Origin of the sequence: Campylobacter sp. RM16187, from assembly GCF_025319965.1 — a bacterium.
Lineage (GTDB): Bacteria > Campylobacterota > Campylobacteria > Campylobacterales > Campylobacteraceae > Campylobacter_A.
Genome location: NZ_CP012549.1, coordinates 724,398 through 743,455, shown reverse-complemented (window position 1 = coordinate 743,455; position 19,058 = coordinate 724,398). Strand labels below are relative to the sequence as shown.

Sequence of the window (19,058 nt, the reverse complement as noted above, 5' to 3'; positions counted from 1 at the left end):
AGAAAATGGGAAAAGTTATAGGAATCGACCTTGGTACAACAAACTCTTGTGTGAGTGTTTACGAGCGCGGAGAGAGTAAGGTAATACAAAACAAAGAGGGCAAAAACACAACTCCTTCTGTTGTCGCTTTTACCGATAAAGGTGAAGTTTTAGTAGGCGATAGCGCTAAACGTCAAGCGGTTACAAACCCTGAGAAAACAATTTATTCTATAAAAAGAATAATGGGCTTAATGAGTAATGAAGAGGCGGCTAAAGAGGCTAAAACAAGGCTTCCTTATCATGTGGTGGATAGAAATGGTGCCTGCGCTATAGAAATAGCCGGCAAGGTATATACTCCTCAAGAAATTTCCGCTAAAGTTTTGATGAAATTAAAAGAGGATGCCGAAGCTTACCTTGGCGAAAAGGTTATAGATGCGGTTATTACAGTGCCTGCGTACTTTAACGATAGCCAAAGAAAGGCTACCAAAGAGGCTGGAACCATAGCCGGTTTAAACGTGCTACGTATCATAAACGAGCCGACAGCGGCTGCACTTGCTTACGGTCTTGATAAAAAAGAAGCAGAAAAGATAGTAGTATATGACCTTGGTGGTGGTACTTTTGACGTAACCGTTCTTGAAACTGGAGATAACGTAGTAGAGGTTCTTTCAACAGGCGGTAACGCGTTTTTAGGTGGTGATGACTTTGATAACCGCTTGATAGACTGGCTCGCAAATGAATTTAAAAACGAGCAAGGAATAGACCTTAAAAAAGACGTTATGGCACTTCAAAGATTAAAAGAGGCCGCAGAAAATGCTAAAAAAGAATTAAGCTCTGCACAAGAGACAGAGATAAATTTACCATTTATTACAGCTGATGCGACAGGCCCAAAACACCTTGTTAAAAAGCTAACTCGTGCAAAATTTGAGTCTATGATAGAAGATTTGGTAGGAGAGACCATATCTAAGATAAACGAGGTTGTAAAAGAGGCAGGGCTAGATAAATCTGAGGTAAAAGAGATAGTAATGGTGGGTGGATCTACTCGTGTGCCACTTGTTCAAGAAGAGGTAAAAAAGGCTTTCGGAAAAGAGCTAAACAAGAGCGTAAATCCTGATGAAGTCGTTGCTATAGGCGCCGCAATACAAGGTGCGGTTATAAAAGGCGATGTAAAAGACGTGCTTTTACTTGACGTTACTCCGCTAAGCCTTGGCATAGAAACTCTTGGTGGCGTAATGACTAAAATAATAGAAAAAGGCACAACAATACCTGTTAAGAAAAACCAAGTATTCTCAACCGCAGAGGACAACCAAAGTGCGGTTACTATCCACGTGCTTCAAGGCGAAAGAGACTTCGCTAGAGACAATAAATCTCTAGGTCAATTCAACCTAGAGGGCATCCCACCAGCACCTCGCGGAGTACCTCAAATAGAAGTTGAGTTTGATATAGACGCAAACGGAATTTTAACTGTTTCAGCTAAAGACAAAGCAACAGGAAAAGCGCAAAACATCACTATTTCAGGCTCAAGCGGACTAAGCGATGACGAGATAAACAAGATGGTAAAAGACGCTGAGCTTCATAAAGAGGATGACAAGAAGCGCAAAGAGGCTGTGGAAGCTAGAAATCAAGCGGACGGCTTGGCACATCAAACAGAAAAGAGCCTAAATGAATTAGGAGACAAAATTCCAGCTGACGATAAGGCTAATATAGAAAAAGCCCTAAACGAGCTAAAAGAGACTTTAAAAGATGAAAATGCTTCAAAAGAACAGATAGATGCAAAAGTAAAAGCTCTAAGCGAGGCAAGTCATAAGCTAGCGGAGGCTATGTATAAAAAAGATGATAACGCTAATGCAAATGCTGATGCAACTTCTAAAAACAAAAAGAAAGATGACGACGTAATAGACGCCGAAGTAGAATAAACTACGAGGGGGCTAAATTAGCCCCTTTTTCTCATAAATAAACACATTAAAAATATTAAATTTTATCCAAGCAGTCTAGTGACTTGATTTTGTAAATTTGCGTTATTATGCGTTTGAGCCATAATGGACGCATTTAGTTTTAAATTATTGCTATTTAGATCAGTTATATTTTTAGCCATATCATTATTTAGCATATTATTTTCACTTGATTTAAGCGCTACGTTTTTAGTCAAACTAGAATTTATTCCAGAAATCATTGCATTTTGAGTTGATCCGATCTCAGCACGTAGTGAATTTACATTGGATATAAATTTATGTATGCTATCTTGATTGGCCACATCTATATCCGATGAGTTGACGGATGATAAATTTAATCCTTGCATGCCGTTTCCGGTTAAAAAGCTCATTTCGCCGCCAAAGATATTTTTGCCATTAAAGCTTGCTTGAGAAAGACTATCGTCCATGGATTTTACTAAAGCTGTAGCCTCACTTCTTATCATCCTTTTTTGATCACTATTTAAAGCGACATTATTAAAAGACACGGATAGCTCGTTTATCCTATCGGCGCTCTTTGTGATATTTGCAAGAGTGCTATCCGCGATTTGAAGCATCGCTATAGCGTCATTTGCATTTGTAATACCCTGCTCTAGCACAGAGCTTTGAGCTTTTAAATTATCGGCTATTATTAAATTAGCACTATCGATGCCGCTTATAGCGCGCTCAGCAGCTATATTCTTTAACGCTTTATCGCTACTGTTTTTAGCCTGCTCAAGATAGTGATTATTTAAATTTGTACTGTATCCTGCTAGTTTCATATCAAATTCCTTTAAATTTTGCACATTATACAAATTATCTTATAAATTTCTTATATACAAGAACCTTTTATCTCATTATATCTTACTTCTACAGATCGCTTATGAGCTGTTAATCCCTCTGCTTCCGCAAGCCTCATGCAAGCAAGCCCTAATTCGCTTATGCCTTTAGTTCCAACAGAGATAATAGAGGTTTTTTTCATAAAATTTTCAACACCAAGAGGAGAGTAAAATCTAGCGCTTCCGCCTGTAGGAAGAGTATGGTTTGGTCCGGCCAAATAATCCCCCATGGCTTCAGGAGTAAAGTGTCCTAAAAATATCGCTCCCGCATGTGTGATATCCTCCATGATCTCAAGAGCATTATTTGTAGCAATTTCTAAGTGTTCTACCGCAAGCTCATTCATAAGAGACACACATTCGTTCATATCTTTTGCTACTATTATTGCACTTTTATTTTTTATACTTGCCCCAGCTATTTCGCGCCTTTCAAGACTCTTTAATTCCTCATTTATATGCTCTTGAACCTTGGTTGCAAAAGTTTGATTTGGAGTGATTAAAAATGCACTGGCAAGCTCATCATGCTCGGCTTGAGAGAGCATGTCTATAGCTATATGGCGAGCATTTGCGCTCTCATCTGCTATTACGCCTATCTCGCTTGGCCCTGCTATCATGTCGATATTTACCTCTCCGTAAACAAGCTTTTTAGCCGTTGCGACGTAGATATTTCCCGGCCCTGTTATCACGTCTACTTTTTTTATGCTCTTTGTGCCGTATGCCATCGCGGCGATCGCGCTTGCTCCGCCTACCTTAAAAGCCTCTTTTATGCCGCATACGTGCATAGCTGCTAAAAGTAGCTTGTTTACTTTTCCTTCAACTGCAGGAGTGCAAACAACTATCTCTTTTACGCCGGCTACTATAGCAGGAATTGCATTCATAAGAAGCGAGCTAGGATATGCTGCCTTGCCACCAGGGATGTAGAGCCCGGCCCTATCAATAGGGGTGTATTTTGCGCCAAGAAGCACATCGACACTATCTCTTTTGATCCAAGTCTTAGGTATGCGTTTTTCATGATAAGCCTTAATGCGATCATAGGCTAAGTTTAGCGCCACTCTTAGCGAATTATCAATATCATCATAAGCGTTTTGCATGTCTATCGGATTTATTTTAAAGCTACTCTCATCAGGATTCCAACGATCAAATTTAGAAATCTGCTCAAAAAGTGCCCTATCTCCTTCTTTTTTAACATCATTTAAAATTCCGGAAACCACCGGCATAACATGACTCATATCCATATCAGACCTATTTACCAGCCTATCAAATTTCTCTCTAAAATCAGTATCTGTTGTAAGTAAAAATTTCATCTCATCCCCCTCATTTTTATCTTTCTTTCATATCTTATTTTTTGACTAATATTACCTAAAATTCCACCTTGATGGATATATAAAATTTCATTTTTAAATCTATCCAAATTTGCAAAAAGTGTCAAAAGCCCTACAGGATCATAGATTAGATCAAACTCTATGCCTGTTTCTTTTAAAATTTCTTGCCAAATTTCATAAAGCTCAAATTTTAAATCCCCATAGTGATATTTTTTAGGAGGATTTAAAATTTCAACCTTTGAATTAGCATCTAGAGCCAAAATCTCGCTTTTTAGGTATTTTGCGTCTCCTACACAAGGACAAGTAAATACATCAAATTTAATATGCTTAGCTAAAAATGCTGCACTAGTTCCGGTGCCAGATGGCAAAAAAATATCAAAAGTTTTAGAGTGTTTATTGGCCCAAGTTTCAATCTCTTTGGCTTGAGAGATAAAGCCCATTTCGGCCTCTTTTTGCCAAACTCCTTCGTTTATAAGCAAAGAGTCTTTGCTACTTGCTAGCTCTGTTGCCTTTTGTTCTCTATCTTTATCTATAAAAATTTGCATTCCGTTTTCAAGTGCGAATTTAAAATTTCCAATCGGATTATCGGCCAAATTTGAGTTTAAGCTTGAAACTACATAATAAAACTCAAGCTCCTTTATTTTAGCAAATAAACTTATGCTATACATCGCATTTGATTGGCTAGAACCATAGCTTACGACTCTCTTGATACCTCTTAAGTCGGCTTTTAAAAAATACTCAAGTTTTCTGGCCTTATTTCCATTAAATTCTCCGCCTATCAGATCATCGCGAAGCAGATAAAAATGAAGTCCCTTAAAGCTAATTTTGTGAATATTTTTTATTTTGTTGCTCCAAAAACTTCTCTATCTCTTGCATAGCCTCTTTGTCCGAAAATGAAATTTTAATCTCAATTCTTTTTGAAGCTTCGGCATCTTCCACGCCATCTCTAATAACAAGATCGCTAAAGCTACGTCCGCTTGCCATTAGATACTCTTCAAGCCTCTTATCTTTATTCCAAGAATAGATAAACTGAAGTACCTCATAAGCTCTTTTTTGAGATAGATCAAGGTTGTATAAATAGCTACCTATAGAATTTGTATGTCCCTCTATAACGATTTTATCTATATGTTTTAATATCTCTTCGCTATTTAAAATAGCTTCAAAATAGTTCTGCAATATCTCTTTTAGATGCTCTTTAGAGCTCTCTTTTAATTTGTATGAGCCGGTATCAAAAAGTATAGAGTCAGGAAGTGCGACTACACCGGATGCTGGATCTATATTTACCTTACTTCCAAGCTTATCTTTTAAATTCGATATTACATTTGAGCGAAGTAAGCTAATGTTTTTTATCTTGTTTTTAGTATCGTTATAATCAGACTCCAAGGCAAAGTATCTGGAATTTTCTAGTTTTAAATTTGATAACAACTCATTTATCTGCATCTCTTTTTGATTTAGAGTTTGCAAAGCTTTAGAAAGTTCAAGACTTAAATCCAAGATAGTCTTATTTGCATCGTCAAGCCTATTTTCATAAGAAGAGGTTATACTTTCAAGTTTATCTTTTTGAGCCTTTGTGGCTTCTAGCTGCTCTTTTACTATCTGATTTATATCTACAAGCTCTCTGTTTTCACTCTTTGCGGCATTTAAATTTACAAAAATTTCTTGTATTATCTTCTCTTGTTTTTTTAATTCATTTTGAGATATTGTGATATTTCTCTCTTGTTCTTTTAAATTTGACTGAAGTTTTATCAGATCGCTTTGAGTTAAAACGTATTTAACGACAACTGCTCCGATTATAAGCATAAAGACAAACATAAGCCCAGCCATTAAATCGGCATAAGATACCCAAAAGGTCTGATCTCCGTTTTGTTCGCTATTTCTTATCTTCATTTAACATGCTTGCTTTTTCTATTGTTTGCAAGATCTCACTTGCTTCTTTATCAAGCTCGTCAATATCCTGTTTTAGCTCGTTAATAAGATCTATATTGTTATCATAGGCTATATTTTCTTCGTTAAAAGCCTCTTTAAAAGCACTCATTCCTTCTATTAGGCTAGTCTTAAATCCATCCATAGCTTGTTTTTGTTTTTCCAATATCTCATCGCTAAAAGTATTAAGTGAGATGTTGAAATTTTTAATATTATTTTCTAAATCTATGACGCTTTTTTCAAGCTTTAATATGCGCTCATTTCCTACGTCATAAAGCTTATTATACTGCTCTGAAAATTTCATCTGCATATCTTTAATATTGATATTAAATTTATTGATAACATTTAAAATTTCAGCATGAATTTTAACTAGATCCCTTTGATCTTTTGAGGATTTTAAAAGGGCTGTCATGGTCTGTTTTATATGTTCGCTACTAAGTTTTACAGCATCTCCCTCTGTTTTTACAATATCGCTAAATACTTTAAATTTATTATCTATAGTCTTATTAAGTTCTGCAAAAAATTCTTGATTGCTTACATGCTCAAATATCACACCTATCTTTTCAAAATGGCTTAAATTTTCTTGTAGAAATCTTCTATCAATCTCCTCTTTGGTCCAAAAAAACGAGCTTGTAGAATTCTTTTGTCGCCTAACCAAAATTTCAAAACGACTCATTCCGTATTTTTCAAAAAAAATCCACCAAAGAGCTAAGAATATTCCGTAAATTGAGACATAAAATGCGGTAGCAACGCCACTTAAAAGCATTGAAATCTCTTTTTCAAGCCCAATAGTATTTGATGAGTTAAACTCAGGCATAGATAAAGCTATACTTATAAATGTTCCCAAAATTCCAAGCATAGGAAAGATGCCAGCACCCACTGAAGCAAAATTTTCATTTCTTAAATTTCTGGTATAATACTCTACAAAATCATCGAAACTAGCGTTTGACTTCGTATCTTTTCCGATCACCAAGAGATGTTTGATAATATACTCTTTTAAATTTCTCTTAAAATCAGCTCCACTTTGCTCAAAGTGACAATAGGCAAGCTCGGCACTGTTTTTAGCAAAAATCAAAGCGATAAAAAGTATTATACCCATCATTATGACAGTATGAAGACCCACTTTAAAATCTATAACTTTAAAATAACCAAGAAGAACAATAACATATATAGCAATCGGCAAAAATACTATTTTTAAATATACCAGAGCCGACTTTCTATTCTGCGCTTCAGGCAGAGCAAGTTCGGCTAAGGTATCGTTTTTTAAACCCATATACAACCTTAATTTCTATTCAAGCAGTTTAAATCCTCAAATGCTGTAAGTAGGCGTTTCATCATAGACTCTTCTCCGCCTCTTAGCCATTTTCTAGGATCATAATATTTTTTATTAGGTTTATCATCACCTTCAGGATTTCCTATTTGACCTTGCAAATAGGCTCTATTTTTTAGTTCATACTCCCTTACTCCGTCCCAAAACGCCCACTGAGTATCGGTATCTATATTCATCTTAATCACGCCGTAGCTAACGGCATCTTTAATGTCTTTGATTTCGCTTCCACTTCCACCGTGAAATACGAAATTTACAGGTTTTTTGCAAGCCGTATTAAATTTTTTACTTACAAATTCTTGAGAATTTTTTAAAATTTCAGGTCTTAAAACCACATTTCCTGGCTTATAAACCCCGTGAACATTACCAAAGCTAGCCGCTATGCTAAATTTATCACTTATCTTACCAAGTCTTTCATAAGCAAGCGCGACATCTTCAGGTTGTGTGTATAAAAGAGCATTATCTACGCCCGTATTATCGACTCCGTCCTCTTCTCCACCTGTTACTCCAAGCTCGATTTCTAGGCTAATTCCTAGCTCACTAAGCTCTTTTAGATATTTTTCACAAATGGAAATATTTTCTTCCAAGCTCTCTTCGCTAAGATCAAGCATATGAGAACTAAAAAGCGGTTTGCCGTGAAATTTCTTATACTCACGGCTAAATTTAATAAGTTCATCTATCCATGGGAGCAATTTTTTTGCGGCATGATCAGTATGTAAGATCACGGGAATACCGTAGGCACTGGAGAGCATATGCACATGTTGCGCTCCTGCGACCGCTCCTAGAACGGCCGCATTTTCGCAGGCCTTACCGGCATAAAATCCAGCCCCGCCGTTTGAAAACTGAATAATAACAGGTGATTTAGCTGTCTTTGCTGCTTCCAATACAGCATTTATTGAGTTGCTTCCGACAACATTTACCGCAGGGATCGCAAACCCTTCGCTTTTAGCATGTTCATAAAGTTTATTAACGTCATCTCCTACCAAAACTCCTGGCTTTATGATATCTAAAACACCCATTTTGCACCTCTTTTTAATTATTTATATTCAACTTTTGATTTAGCGCGAAGATCATCGCCACGTTTTTTGATCTCGTCTCTAAATTTTTCCATCTTTAAATTACTTTCAATATGTCCCTTGACCTCATTAAAAGTAGCTGTTCCTGCATTTCTGGAATCCTCTTTAAATATTACGTGATAACCAAACTGTGTTTGAACAGGTTTTGTTGTAATTTCACCTTTTTTAAGAGCAAAAGCAGCATCTGCGAATGGTTTTACCATTTGAGATTGACCAAACCAGCCTAGCTCACCGCCGTTAGCGCCTGAACCGGGATCTATTGATTTAGCTTTAGCTATCTCTTCAAATTTTTTAACTAAAGCATCTCCTTTTAGTCCCTTTAGCTGATTTATTATATCAACTGCGTCTTTTTCAGCAGATACTAAAATATGTTTAGCTTTAGCCTGAGCGGGCTCTGCAAACTGATCTTTATTTTTATCATAAAAATCTTTTACATCTTTTTCGCTTACCTTAATTGCATTAAAAATTTTTCTCATCCAAACATCTAATGCTACATTATCTTTTAAAGTCTCTATAGCGTTTTTATATTCGCTATCTTTCTCTATTCCGCTTTTTTTAGCCTCTTTAGTAAGAAGTTTTCTATTTATAGTCTCGTCTATTACCTTTTTTTGAGTATCTTTAGGAAGTTGTTCAAGAGTAACTCCAGGCATAGCACCAAGCGTAAGTTGCACATCTTTATCTTCTATATTCATACCATCAACAGTTGCATAAACAGCTGCATTTAGGCTCATAGCAGCCGCTAAACTCAAAGCTCCAAACAAAACCTTATTCATCATGCGAATCCTTTTTAAAAAATTTACGCTCGATTATACCAAGAAAGTTGTTAAGAATAGGTTATAATTCGTTGAAATTTTAAACTAAAAAGGCTGAGCTATATCCTTGAGAACGAAAAAAGACATACAAAATATAAAAAATAAATTTTTAGCGAATTTTGAAAATGCAAGAAGCGAACTTCGGTTTAGAAATCTATACGAACTATTAGTATGTGTAATGTTATCTGCACAATGCACAGACAAAAGGGTCAATCTAATAACACCTGAGCTGTTTAAAGCATATCCAGATATCAAATCCTTATCGCAGGCAAATTTAGCAAGCGTTAAAATGCTCATACAAAGCTGTAGTTTTTTTAATAACAAGGCTCAAAATTTGATCAAAATGGCAAAAAGCGTGATGGAAAATTTCGGAGGCGAGATTCCGCTAAATGAAAAAGACCTGATAAGCCTTGCTGGAGTTGGACAAAAAACCGCACACGTCGTGCTAATAGAGCATAATGGTGAAAATTTAATGGCTGTAGATACGCATGTATTTAGAGTGTCCCATAGATTAAATTTAAGCAATGCAAAGACTCCAGAAGGCGTAGAGATAGATCTAACCAAAGCATTTAAAACTGATCTAAATATACTTCATCAAGCCATGGTCTTATTTGGCCGATATACCTGCAAAGCGGTTAAACCAAAGTGTGAAGAGTGCTTTATGAGCGAGCTTTGTAAAAGCAAAGATAAGAGAATTTGAGTTAAATTTGCATTTACAAGCTTGAAAATTTTAAGGGTGCCACAAGCGCTAATAGCTCGCAAGCACCCTATCTAATATCATTTAAGATTATTGAAATCTAGCGATTATATTTCTTACTACCTTATCCATCATCTCGACTGACTCTATCTCGCAGCGCTCATTTACCGAGTGAGGCGAGTGGATGTTCGGTCCGATAGAGCAAGCTTCAAGCCCAGGCTGCTTGCTTACTAAAATTCCGCATTCAAGCCCTGCGTGAACTGCCGAAAATTTAGCTTCTGGCTTAAATTTCTTAAGCTCTTCAAGTACTACTTCGCTAAATTCGCTAATAGACGGACTCCAGTTAGCCGAACGATCTCTTACGCTAACGTCAAATCCAAGAGCCTCGGCCAAAGTCTTAGTCTCAAAACCTACGATGTCAAGGCCTTCTCTAGTCATAGCTCTTCCGAAGAAGTCAAATTCCACCAAGCCGTCTTTTTGCTTGACGGTTGAGAGATTTATGCTGTTATTTACCATATTTAGCTCGACATTATAGCTTCTTACGCCTTGCGGGAATGAGTTAATAAGGGCTAAAATTTTACCACTATGAGCCAGCACCTCGGCACTATCTTCATTAAGAGCAACTACTTCTACAAGGCCGTTTGATTTTAGCTCTTGCGCGCAAAGCACCTTGCATCTTGCATTTGCAGGGATAGAGTTGCTTCTTTCGCCAAAGTCAAGACTGATCAGCTCACAACCGTTTTCGGCTAAAAATTTGCCGATTATCTTTATAGAACTTGGTATATTTTTGTGGATTTCATTACCTGAGTGACCGCCAGGAAGTCCGGTAACGCTTACCTCATAAACTTTTCCGATTTTTTTAACTTTCTCATCGCTTACCTTTGCGCTTACGTTTATACCGCCGGCACAACCTAAAGTCACACGATCATCTTCTTCGCTGTCTAAATTTAACAAATTTGGAGCGATAATCTTACCCTTAAATCCATTTGCGCCTACAAGACCAACCTCTTCATCGTTAGTAAATAGACACTCTAAATTCGCAAACTCTCTCATTGCACCCATCATCATGGCTACACCTATGCCGTTATCTGCACCTAAAGTTGAGTTTTTAGCTCTTAAAATCCCGTTTTCTTCGATAAGCTCTAGCTTTGGAGCAGCACCTACGCAAACCATATCATAGTGGCTTTGAAGGCAAATTTTAGGATTTCCCTTGTGAGCGTGTATATTTCCAAGCTCGTCCACATCTACATTAAAGCCTTGAGATTTGGCAAATTCTACCAAGAATTCTCTCATCTGTTCCGTCTCATAGCTACAGTGAGGAATTTCGCAAAGCTTTTTAAAGTCGCTCATAACGTCATTTTTTTGCATTTCTACTCCTTTAAGTTATTTATTATCTTACCTTTATAGCCTGTTGTTGCTACTGCGTCTAAGAGTTGTTGCTCGCTTATATCTTTAAGCATCTTAACAACTGCCGTCTTATCGCGCAAACTAGCCTTTACTTCTTTTACGCCATCTACTTTTAATAGCGCTTTTCTAACCATAGCCGTACAAAGCGGACAGTGCATCTCCTCAACCAAAATAACAACTTTTTGATCGGCAAATACAAAAGCACAAAGCAAGATAAGAGCGATAAATTTACGCATAGATAGCTCCCAAAACTTCAGGATATGATAGCAAAATAAACACAAAAACAGCTAAAAAAACGTATATCAAAAGCCATTTTTTGCCTGTTTTTTTAAGCGAGCAACTTCTATCTTTTTTAAAAAAATAAAATATAGAAAGAGCCAAGCAAACAAGGGCAAGAATACTTAAAATCCCTCTAAATTCGCTTAGCTGCTCGGTAAAACCAAAAAGAGTAAATGTAGATCCAAATATCAAAAAAACAAGTGCCGGCAAGCAACAAAGTGTAGCCGCAAAGGCACTTATTATCGAAGCAATGGCTAAAAATACACTTCTCAAGCTTTTAACTCTTGTGAGGTATAGTCGTAGCTAAATTCTTTTGGCGAATAATAATTTGCCGTATTTCCGTCAGTTTCCGCATACGGATAGCCGAAGTTGTTTAGCGGAATCTGCTCTGGCTCTGGCTTTAAGATGAAGTCGCGCCCGTAGTTAAATCCTACCCAGCACATCTCCCAGTTACCAAAGAGATATTCGCGAATTTTGCTTAGCTTCTCATCGCTATTGCTTAGCTTTTCGCCCAGACGCACTTTAGTAACATCGGCAGGATCAACAGGTATCCAGCCGTATCCTTTAAGATAAAATTCCGCCCTGCAATGCTGTCCGCCTGAAATTTTAGCAAGTCCGTTTTCATCCGCCTTGCCCATCTCGTTTGAAAATCTGCTTTGACCGACTCTTATGCCAAAGAGCTCTCTAGCAGGTATGCCAACCGCCCTGCAAAGCCCTACGAAAACGGAATTTATATCGGTGCATTTGCCCAAGAGCTTTCCGCTTTCAAGTATCGCTTTTACATCTCCTAGACCGCATCCTATGACGCTGTTATCGCGCTCCATAGTATTTGCAACCCAAGTGTATATCGCTCTTGCTTTTTCAAGATCGCCGTTAATTCCCTTTACGATCTCATCAGCCTTTTGCTTTACTATGCCTGTATTTGGAATTTGTTTGGTAGGTTTTAAGAAAAACTCAACTTCAGGGCTAAGTTTTTCGTTTTCGTTGAAATTTACCTTGCTAAAATCGGTATTTCTCTCCTGTGTTTGCACTCGAAATTTAAGCTCTAAATTCGCATCTTTTTCATCTTCGCCAAATCCCGCATAAAGCGTAGGTATCACAAGATCTGAGATATAGTGTTCTTTTGCGTTTGTCGATACATCATAGTTGCTTACAAGCTGCTGATATTCGTTACCGACAAGAAGCGGAACCCAAAGCCTACTAAACTTTCCTTGCTCTTTTAGACTATGCTTAAGGCTAACGTCAAAAATTCTATTTTTGTTAGGCGTCTTAATCGCCTCACTATTAGCTAAAACAACATTAGGCGCAAAACTAGCCGCACCGACAACCGCACTAAATTTGAAAAAATCACGTCTTTGCATGAAAATGCCTTGTATAAATATAGTTGCACCGCAACTCTTAAGAGGTATTTTACTTGCTAATTACTAAAATTCGTTTGAAAATTTTATACTACTTAAATGCTATAAATGCGGCGAAATTTGCCCACCTAAACAAGCACTCCACACTCTTAAATCCCGCATTTAAAGCAAGCTCTCTATTTTCGGCTTCAGTATATGGTATCAGCACGTTTTCAAGAGCTTCTCGCTTTTGAGCGATTTCGAATTTAGAATACCCTTGATTTAGCTTGTAGTTTTCGTAAATTTCGATGATATTTTTACTTAATGTCTTATCTTCAAATATCATCTTTTCGCTAAAGACGAAAATTCCGTTTTCATTTAGGCTCTCGTAAATTTTGCCTACGAATTCCTGTCTTTTTATAGGGCGAATAAACTGCAAAGTATAGTTCATAAGCACCACATCTTGCACACCTAAATCGCACTCCAAGATATCGGCGAGCTCAAGAGTTATATTTGCACCATAAGCTCTTATCTTGGCGTTTGCATTTTCAAGCATGGCGGCTGCGTTATCTATACCGCGCAAATTCAGATCACTTCTCGCCTCATAAAGCCTTAGCAAAGTAGAAGCCGTAGAGCAGCCAAGATCAAGCACAAAAGCTTCTTTTTTTAAGGTTTTTACAAGAAATTCGACAATGAGGCTTTGGGCTATATCATAGTGCGGAACCGAGCGGTTTATCATATCGTCAAACACGCTAGCGACCGCAGCGTCAAATTCAAACTGCTTTTTTATCGGCTCTTTAAAAATTTCATCTCTCATCTTTGCGCCACACCCCCTCTTATCATCTTGTCGTCTATATACAGATCACAGGTTCCTACGAATTTAGAGGCTTCGCTTATGTCGAATTTAATCTGCGCTTTTAAACTGCTTAAATCGGCAAATTTCATATTTCCGCGAAGTCGCTTTATAAAGCATACCGCCACGTGGCTTGCGTTTGATATATTTTCGTTTATGACGTGAGTTTCTACGCTAAATTTGCCGTCCGTGCTTAAGCGATTTCCGATAAAAGTTACCGAACCGTAAGTCTTATAGCCTATTCTGGTTCTAGTTGCATAAACGCCCTCGATAGGCAAAAGATAGTTTTTCACGTCCAAATTTAAAGTCGGCACAAGCTCTTTTTGCCCTATTCCTTGACCTTTGATCACATCGCCTTCGATTGAGTATTCGCGCCCTATTAAGAGATTTGCCTCGTAAATTTGCCCCTGTTTTATAAACTCTCGAATCGCAGAGCTATGCACGCCCATACCCTCAAAGCAAACTTCCTCCACGATATCAACCTCGCCGTCAAAAAGTCGCCTTAAGCCATACTTGTCCCACGCTCTGTTTCGCCCAAATCTAAAATCAAACCCCACGACTATCTTTTTTAAATTTTTAAAATCCCTTTTTAAAAGCTCGACAAACTCATCTCCGCTAAGCCCTTTTATCTCGTTAAAATCATACAAAAAGCACGGATATCTGGAGTATTCGGCGCGTTTAAGCTTTGGAGTTATATTTGCCTTGTTTTTATCTATGACGACAAGTCCGCCAAATTCGCCCAAGCGGTTTAAAAGCTCTCTGTGACCGCGATGCACCCCGTCAAAATGCCCGATAGCAACAGCGGTGATATTATCCTTTGTTAAAAGCGTAGAAAAATTCGGCATTTCCTTCCTTTCCTCTTATCTCGCACTGTTGGCATGCCCTTAATACTAAGCCCAAATTTGCAGCCGCAAGCTCAAATTTCGCCCTTGCTTGCGATACCGCTTTAGCATCGGTTACGACGCCTTTTTTGTTGCGTTTAGCCTCGCGCCCTACTTCAAACTGGGGCTTAAAGAGTATTATTATATCCTTTTTTGCGACTCTAAAAATATCAGCCAGGATTTGAGTTACCGAGATAAAGCTCACATCGCAGGTTACGACGTCAAATTTCATACTTTCATCTTCAAATTTTGCCTCGCGAGCAAACTCTCTTATGTCGGTATCTTCTTTCACCTCGACCCTGCTATCGCTTTTTAAGCTCTCATCAAGCTGACTGTTGCCCACATCAAGCGCGGTTACTCTACCTGCACTCTCTTTAAGCAAAATTTGCACGAACCCGCCTGTGCTGCTACCGATATCAAGAGCCGTTTTACCCTTTAAATCAAGCCTGTAATTCTCTAAAAAGCTCTTTAGCTTAAGCGCTCCTCGTCCGACATAAACTTCTTCAAGCAAATTTATATTATCTTCTTCGCAAGTTTGTTTATTTGGCTTTGTCTCAACTTCGCCGTTTAGTAAAATTTTGCCCGATTTTATGAGCTCGCTAGCCTTGTTTCTGCTGATATCAAGCCTTTGTGCCACAAACAGATCAAACCTCATCACAACCCCTAAAACAAGCCAAATTTAACCTCAAAGCATCTCCATAAGTTCTTCTTCGCTTATCACTCTAACACCAAGTTCGTGCGCCTTATCAAGCTTACTTCCGGCTTCGCTTCCTGCCAAAACAAAATCAGTCTTTTTAGAAACCGAGCCTGAAACCTTAGCACCGTGAGCCTCTAAAATAGCCTTAAATTCATCCCTGCCCTTGCTAAGCGTGCCCGTTATCACAAAGGTTTTGCCGCTTATATCGCTTTGTTTAACTTCAAATTTCTCAAATTTCGGAGTTACGAAGCTTAAAAGCTCGGCTAAATTTTCCCTATTTACCTGCATAAACTCCACATAACTCTCAGCCATTGCGTCACCAAAGCCGTCGATACTCATAAGCTCATCATAGCTTAGCTCAAGCCACCTTTCGCCAAACTGCCTTGCTATCTTTTTAGCTGCGACTTCTCCTATATGCTCTATTCCAAGACCGGTTATAAAGCTATGTAAATTCGGGGTGCGCGCTACATCGATAGCGTTTAGCAGATTTGAAATTTTCTTATCTTTAAAGCCCTCAAGGCTTGCAAGCTCGCTTGCGCTAAGCCTATAGATATCAACGATCTTACTTACAAATCCCGCTTCAAAAAGCTGATTTACGATAGCTTCGCCAAGTCCATCGATATTGAGGCACCTCTTTGAAGCGTAGTGGATGAGCGAGTTTATGACGCGCGCCTTGCACTCTAAATTTTGACACTTGATAAACACTCCTTCATCAAGCAACATGGTGCCACAAACTGGACAGTTGTGCGGACGCTCTATCGGCGTTTCGCAGCCATTTCTGCGCTCTTTAAAGACTCCTGTTATCTTTGGTATCACATCGCCCGAGCGGATAATACTTATAAAATCGCCCTTCATAACCCCAAGACGCTCGATCTCATCGAAGTTATGAAGAGTGGCTGACTTAACCTTAACACCGTCGATATTTACTTCATCAAGCACGCCAACTGGCGTTACAACCCCGCTTCTTCCAACCTGAAGCGCCACATCAACGAGCCTTGTCGTTTTTTCAATCGCAGGAAATTTGTAAGCAACCATAAATTTTGGAAATTTTTCGGTGTATCCAAGCTCGTTTGAAAAAGCCACGCTATCAACTCTTACGACCATTCCATCCATCATAAAGGGCTTATCTTCGCGCAAATTTAAAAGCTCATTGTAAGCGGTTTTTATCTCTTTAAGCGTGGAGCAAATTTTAAAAAACTCTTCGCGCTCAAAACCAAGAGAGTAGATAAACTCCATGATCTCAGAGTAGTTTTTAAGCCCTAAATTTTGCGCCCCATAGCCCCACGGACGAAACTGAAGCCGCCTGCTTGCCGTTATCTTGCTATCAAGCTGTCTAAGGCTTCCGGAAGCTGCATTTCTAGGGTTTGCAAGCTGGGTTTCGCCTCTTTGTATGCGGGCTAAATTTATCTCGTCAAAATCGCTTTTTGATATGACAACCTCACCGCGAATTTCGATCTTACCGCTATAGGCGATAGTTGTCGGGATATTTTTAATCACCTTTGCATTTGTCGTTACATCTTCGCCTGTTATGCCGTTACCGCGAGTTATGGCGCGTTTTAGCTCGCCGTTTTCGTAAAGAAGATTAAGGCTGGCTCCGTCAAATTTAGGCTGGATAACAAATTTTTGCCCGAGCTTATCGCCTCGGTTTAGCCAAGCTACCAGCTCAGCCTCGTCAAATATATCCTCCATGCTCCACATACGCTCTATGTGATCAGCCTTCACAAAGCCCTCGCTTACCTCTCCGCCAACTCGCTTAGTCGGTGAAAACATCGAAATTTCAGCAGGATTTGCACGCTCAAATTCAAGCACTCTGTGATAAAGCTCGTCATACTCCTCATCAGTTGCGATTGGAGCGTCATCTTCGTAATACGCCTTCGCCCACAAATTTAGCAGATCAACGCTTTTTAGATACTCTTTTTTATCCATTTTGGCTCCAAAGGCTTAAATTTCTCATCGCTTCATCCATCTTAAACATCTGCACATGCTCGCTTACATCGTGTGTTCTTATTATGCTTGCACCGTTTTCAAAGGCTTTTTGATGCAGATACAAACTTCCCGGAAGTCGCTTGCTAACCTCGCTTGGACTATAAAAATTTATGACGGACTTTCTGCTTGCACCAACCAAAAGAGGCAAGTCAAAGTGTAAAAAATGCTCCAAATGCTTTATCAAAAGCAGATTATCTTGCGGCGTTTTTCCAAAGCCGATACCAACATCAAGCACGATATCTTCGCATCCTAGCTCGTGCACTTTGGCGATTTTATCCGCAAAAAAGCTATCTATCTCGCCAAGCAAATCATCATAATGCGGGTTATCCTGCATATTTTCAGGGCTATTTTGCATATGCATGAGGCAGTACTGCACGCCGTACTTAACGGCAAGGCTAGCTAAATTTGTATCTGCCGTGATATCATTTATCATCTTAAAGCCGTGATTTAGCGCATATTCAAGGCAGTACTCATCAAAGCTATCAAGGCTAAATTTCGCGTTTTCATGCAAATTTAGGCGGTAAATTTCAGCCACGATATCTTTAAGGCGCTCAAACTCAACTTCTCTGCCTACGTATTTGCTGCCCGGACGCGAGCTAACTGCGCCCACATCGATATACTCGGCACCCTCTTTTATCATCGTTTCTATCTTTTTTATACCGCTTTTTGTATCTACCCTGCTTTGCGCGTTAAAGCTATCTTCGTTTATATTTACAACTCCCATTATTTGGGGCTTAATTGGCTTTTTAAAGCTTGATTTTAAAAAGATAGCCAAATTTTTAAGTCCAAAATCCTGCGCAGCCTCTTTTTTCGCAAGCTCTTTTATCTGCGCGTTTGTTGCTATTAAAAGCGCGGTTGAGTTCTCGCCGTTTAAAATCGTATTTTTATGAGTGACAAGCTCAGCTCCTATGCTAAGCGCGTCTTGTTTTAGTATGTTTGCAGCAGGCGAGCGGATATCTTTTAAAAGGAAAAAATTTAGATTCGCCTTTTTTTTCATTATCGCCTGTCCTTCTTTGCTAGGGCTTATAAATTTGCAAATTTCATCAAAATTTGTGTCTTGATTTATCTTAAAAATTTTCACTTTCGGCCCTTTTCATATATCATCAGCAAAATCGGCGTTAAAAGCGAGTGTGATTTTGTATTTAGCTCGGCAAGTTTAACTGCTTTGTAAAAGTAGCTTAGCTCATCTTGGCTAAATTTAACTCCAGCCCCACTAGCTTCTAAGCAGATAGCCGAAATCAGCTCTTTTAGCTCATTTTTACCGAATTTATCAGCTCTTTCAAGCTCTACTTTTTCATCTATAAAACGGTAAATTTCTTTTAGCTCAAGGCGAGCGAAATTTAACCCGCTTTTTATGCGCTCTTTTTTGATAAGCCTGTTTTCGGTGATTAGACGCGAGCGAATCGTTTGAAGCAGCATGTTTTTAGACTCGCAAGCGATGATAAATTTGATATTTCTAGGAGGCTCTTCTATGATCTTAAGGAGTGAATTTTGCGCTTCTATGCGGAAATTTTTAGCCATCACAACAAGTATTTTTTCGCTATTTTCAGCGATATAAGCCTCGCTTACGACCTCTTTTGCATTTTCAAGCAAAAAATCTTCGGTTATAAAAAATCTTAAAAAATTTGGATCGTGAAGCCTTAGAAGTTCATCCTTTAAAGCTTCAAAATCACTCGTGATAACGATCTTGCTATGCATGA

Annotated in this window: 19 protein-coding genes; 2 read left to right on the top strand and 17 right to left on the bottom strand. The window is 38.5% G+C overall.

Annotated features, from left to right (window positions below; genetic code table 11):
* Positions 1-5: 5 nt before the first annotated feature.
* Positions 6-1,892: a molecular chaperone DnaK gene (gene dnaK, locus CDOMF_RS04015; protein ID WP_260952572.1), complete on the top strand. Its 1,887-nt coding sequence runs from the start codon at positions 6-8 to the stop codon at positions 1,890-1,892.
* A 62-nt stretch (positions 1,893-1,954) separates the two neighbouring features.
* Here the strand turns inward: dnaK and CDOMF_RS04010 are convergent, their stop codons facing one another.
* From CDOMF_RS04010 to CDOMF_RS03980, 7 genes are read right to left on the bottom strand one after another with little or no spacing between them, the layout of a single operon-like run.
* Complete coding sequence (locus CDOMF_RS04010; protein ID WP_260952571.1) at positions 1,955-2,707, bottom strand: flagellin; 753 nt, start codon at positions 2,705-2,707, stop codon at positions 1,955-1,957.
* Between the two features lie 50 nt (positions 2,708-2,757).
* Positions 2,758-4,065 carry a histidinol dehydrogenase gene (gene hisD, locus CDOMF_RS04005; protein WP_260952570.1) on the bottom strand — a complete coding sequence of 436 codons (1,308 nt, stop codon included), beginning with the start codon at positions 4,063-4,065 and terminating at the stop codon, positions 2,758-2,760.
* A complete protein-coding gene (locus CDOMF_RS04000) occupies positions 4,062-4,862 on the bottom strand; it encodes a 1-aminocyclopropane-1-carboxylate deaminase (protein WP_260953130.1) in 801 nt (266 codons plus the stop codon). The genes hisD and CDOMF_RS04000 overlap by 4 nt, the downstream gene beginning before the upstream one ends.
* Before the next feature lie 40 nt (positions 4,863-4,902).
* Entirely contained in the window at positions 4,903-5,970 is a 1,068-nt protein-coding gene (locus CDOMF_RS03995; protein WP_260952569.1) for an OmpA family protein, read from the bottom strand.
* Positions 5,954-7,279, bottom strand: a complete 1,326-nt coding sequence (locus CDOMF_RS03990) for a MotA/TolQ/ExbB proton channel family protein (RefSeq protein ID WP_260952568.1) — start codon at positions 7,277-7,279, stop codon at positions 5,954-5,956. The genes CDOMF_RS03995 and CDOMF_RS03990 overlap by 17 nt, the downstream gene beginning before the upstream one ends.
* An 8-nt stretch (positions 7,280-7,287) precedes the next feature.
* Positions 7,288-8,352 carry a class II fructose-bisphosphate aldolase gene (fbaA, locus tag CDOMF_RS03985; RefSeq protein WP_260952567.1) on the bottom strand — a complete coding sequence of 355 codons (1,065 nt, stop codon included), beginning with the start codon at positions 8,350-8,352 and terminating at the stop codon, positions 7,288-7,290.
* 17 nt (positions 8,353-8,369) lie between these two features.
* Positions 8,370-9,182, bottom strand: coding sequence for a peptidylprolyl isomerase (locus CDOMF_RS03980; protein ID WP_260953129.1), 813 nt, complete (start codon positions 9,180-9,182; stop codon positions 8,370-8,372).
* A 106-nt stretch (positions 9,183-9,288) separates the two neighbouring features.
* On the opposite strand from CDOMF_RS03980, the gene nth reads away from it, so the two are divergent.
* Complete coding sequence (gene nth, locus CDOMF_RS03975; protein WP_260952565.1) at positions 9,289-9,921, top strand: endonuclease III; 633 nt, start codon at positions 9,289-9,291, stop codon at positions 9,919-9,921.
* An 87-nt stretch (positions 9,922-10,008) separates the two neighbouring features.
* Here nth and CDOMF_RS03970 read toward each other — a convergent pair whose 3' ends face one another.
* The 10 genes from CDOMF_RS03970 to CDOMF_RS03925 form a co-directional block, all read right to left on the bottom strand.
* Positions 10,009-11,286: a M20/M25/M40 family metallo-hydrolase gene (locus CDOMF_RS03970; protein WP_260952561.1), complete on the bottom strand. Its 1,278-nt coding sequence runs from the start codon at positions 11,284-11,286 to the stop codon at positions 10,009-10,011.
* 2 nt (positions 11,287-11,288) lie between these two features.
* Complete coding sequence (locus CDOMF_RS03965) at positions 11,289-11,561, bottom strand: heavy-metal-associated domain-containing protein (RefSeq protein ID WP_260952559.1); 273 nt, start codon at positions 11,559-11,561, stop codon at positions 11,289-11,291.
* Complete coding sequence (locus CDOMF_RS03960) at positions 11,554-11,877, bottom strand: aryl sulfotransferase (RefSeq protein ID WP_260952557.1); 324 nt, start codon at positions 11,875-11,877, stop codon at positions 11,554-11,556. Before CDOMF_RS03960 ends, CDOMF_RS03965 begins: the two co-directional genes overlap by 8 nt.
* Positions 11,874-12,965 carry a transglutaminase domain-containing protein gene (locus CDOMF_RS03955; RefSeq protein WP_260952556.1) on the bottom strand — a complete coding sequence of 364 codons (1,092 nt, stop codon included), beginning with the start codon at positions 12,963-12,965 and terminating at the stop codon, positions 11,874-11,876. The genes CDOMF_RS03960 and CDOMF_RS03955 overlap by 4 nt, the downstream gene beginning before the upstream one ends.
* An 88-nt stretch (positions 12,966-13,053) precedes the next feature.
* Positions 13,054-13,758 carry a carboxy-S-adenosyl-L-methionine synthase CmoA gene (gene cmoA, locus CDOMF_RS03950; protein ID WP_260952555.1) on the bottom strand — a complete coding sequence of 235 codons (705 nt, stop codon included), beginning with the start codon at positions 13,756-13,758 and terminating at the stop codon, positions 13,054-13,056.
* Positions 13,755-14,639 (bottom strand): bifunctional riboflavin kinase/FAD synthetase, encoded by an 885-nt coding sequence (locus tag CDOMF_RS03945; protein WP_260952554.1) that lies wholly within the window; start codon positions 14,637-14,639, stop codon positions 13,755-13,757. The genes cmoA and CDOMF_RS03945 overlap by 4 nt, the downstream gene beginning before the upstream one ends.
* A complete protein-coding gene (gene tlyA / locus CDOMF_RS03940) occupies positions 14,605-15,330 on the bottom strand; it encodes a 23S rRNA (cytidine-2'-O)-methyltransferase TlyA (RefSeq protein WP_260952553.1) in 726 nt (241 codons plus the stop codon). The genes CDOMF_RS03945 and tlyA overlap by 35 nt, the downstream gene beginning before the upstream one ends.
* 30 nt (positions 15,331-15,360) lie before the next feature.
* Positions 15,361-17,298, bottom strand: a complete 1,938-nt coding sequence (gene ligA, locus CDOMF_RS03935) for an NAD-dependent DNA ligase LigA (RefSeq protein WP_260952552.1) — start codon at positions 17,296-17,298, stop codon at positions 15,361-15,363.
* Positions 17,291-18,439, bottom strand: a complete 1,149-nt coding sequence (folP, locus tag CDOMF_RS03930) for a dihydropteroate synthase (RefSeq protein ID WP_260952551.1) — start codon at positions 18,437-18,439, stop codon at positions 17,291-17,293. The genes ligA and folP overlap by 8 nt, the downstream gene beginning before the upstream one ends.
* The gene (locus CDOMF_RS03925) at positions 18,436-19,056 is read right to left on the bottom strand and encodes a DNA polymerase III subunit delta' (protein ID WP_260952550.1); all 621 of its coding nucleotides are present in this window, start codon (positions 19,054-19,056) and stop codon (positions 18,436-18,438) included. Before CDOMF_RS03925 ends, folP begins: the two co-directional genes overlap by 4 nt.
* Between the last annotated feature and the right edge of the window lie 2 nt (positions 19,057-19,058).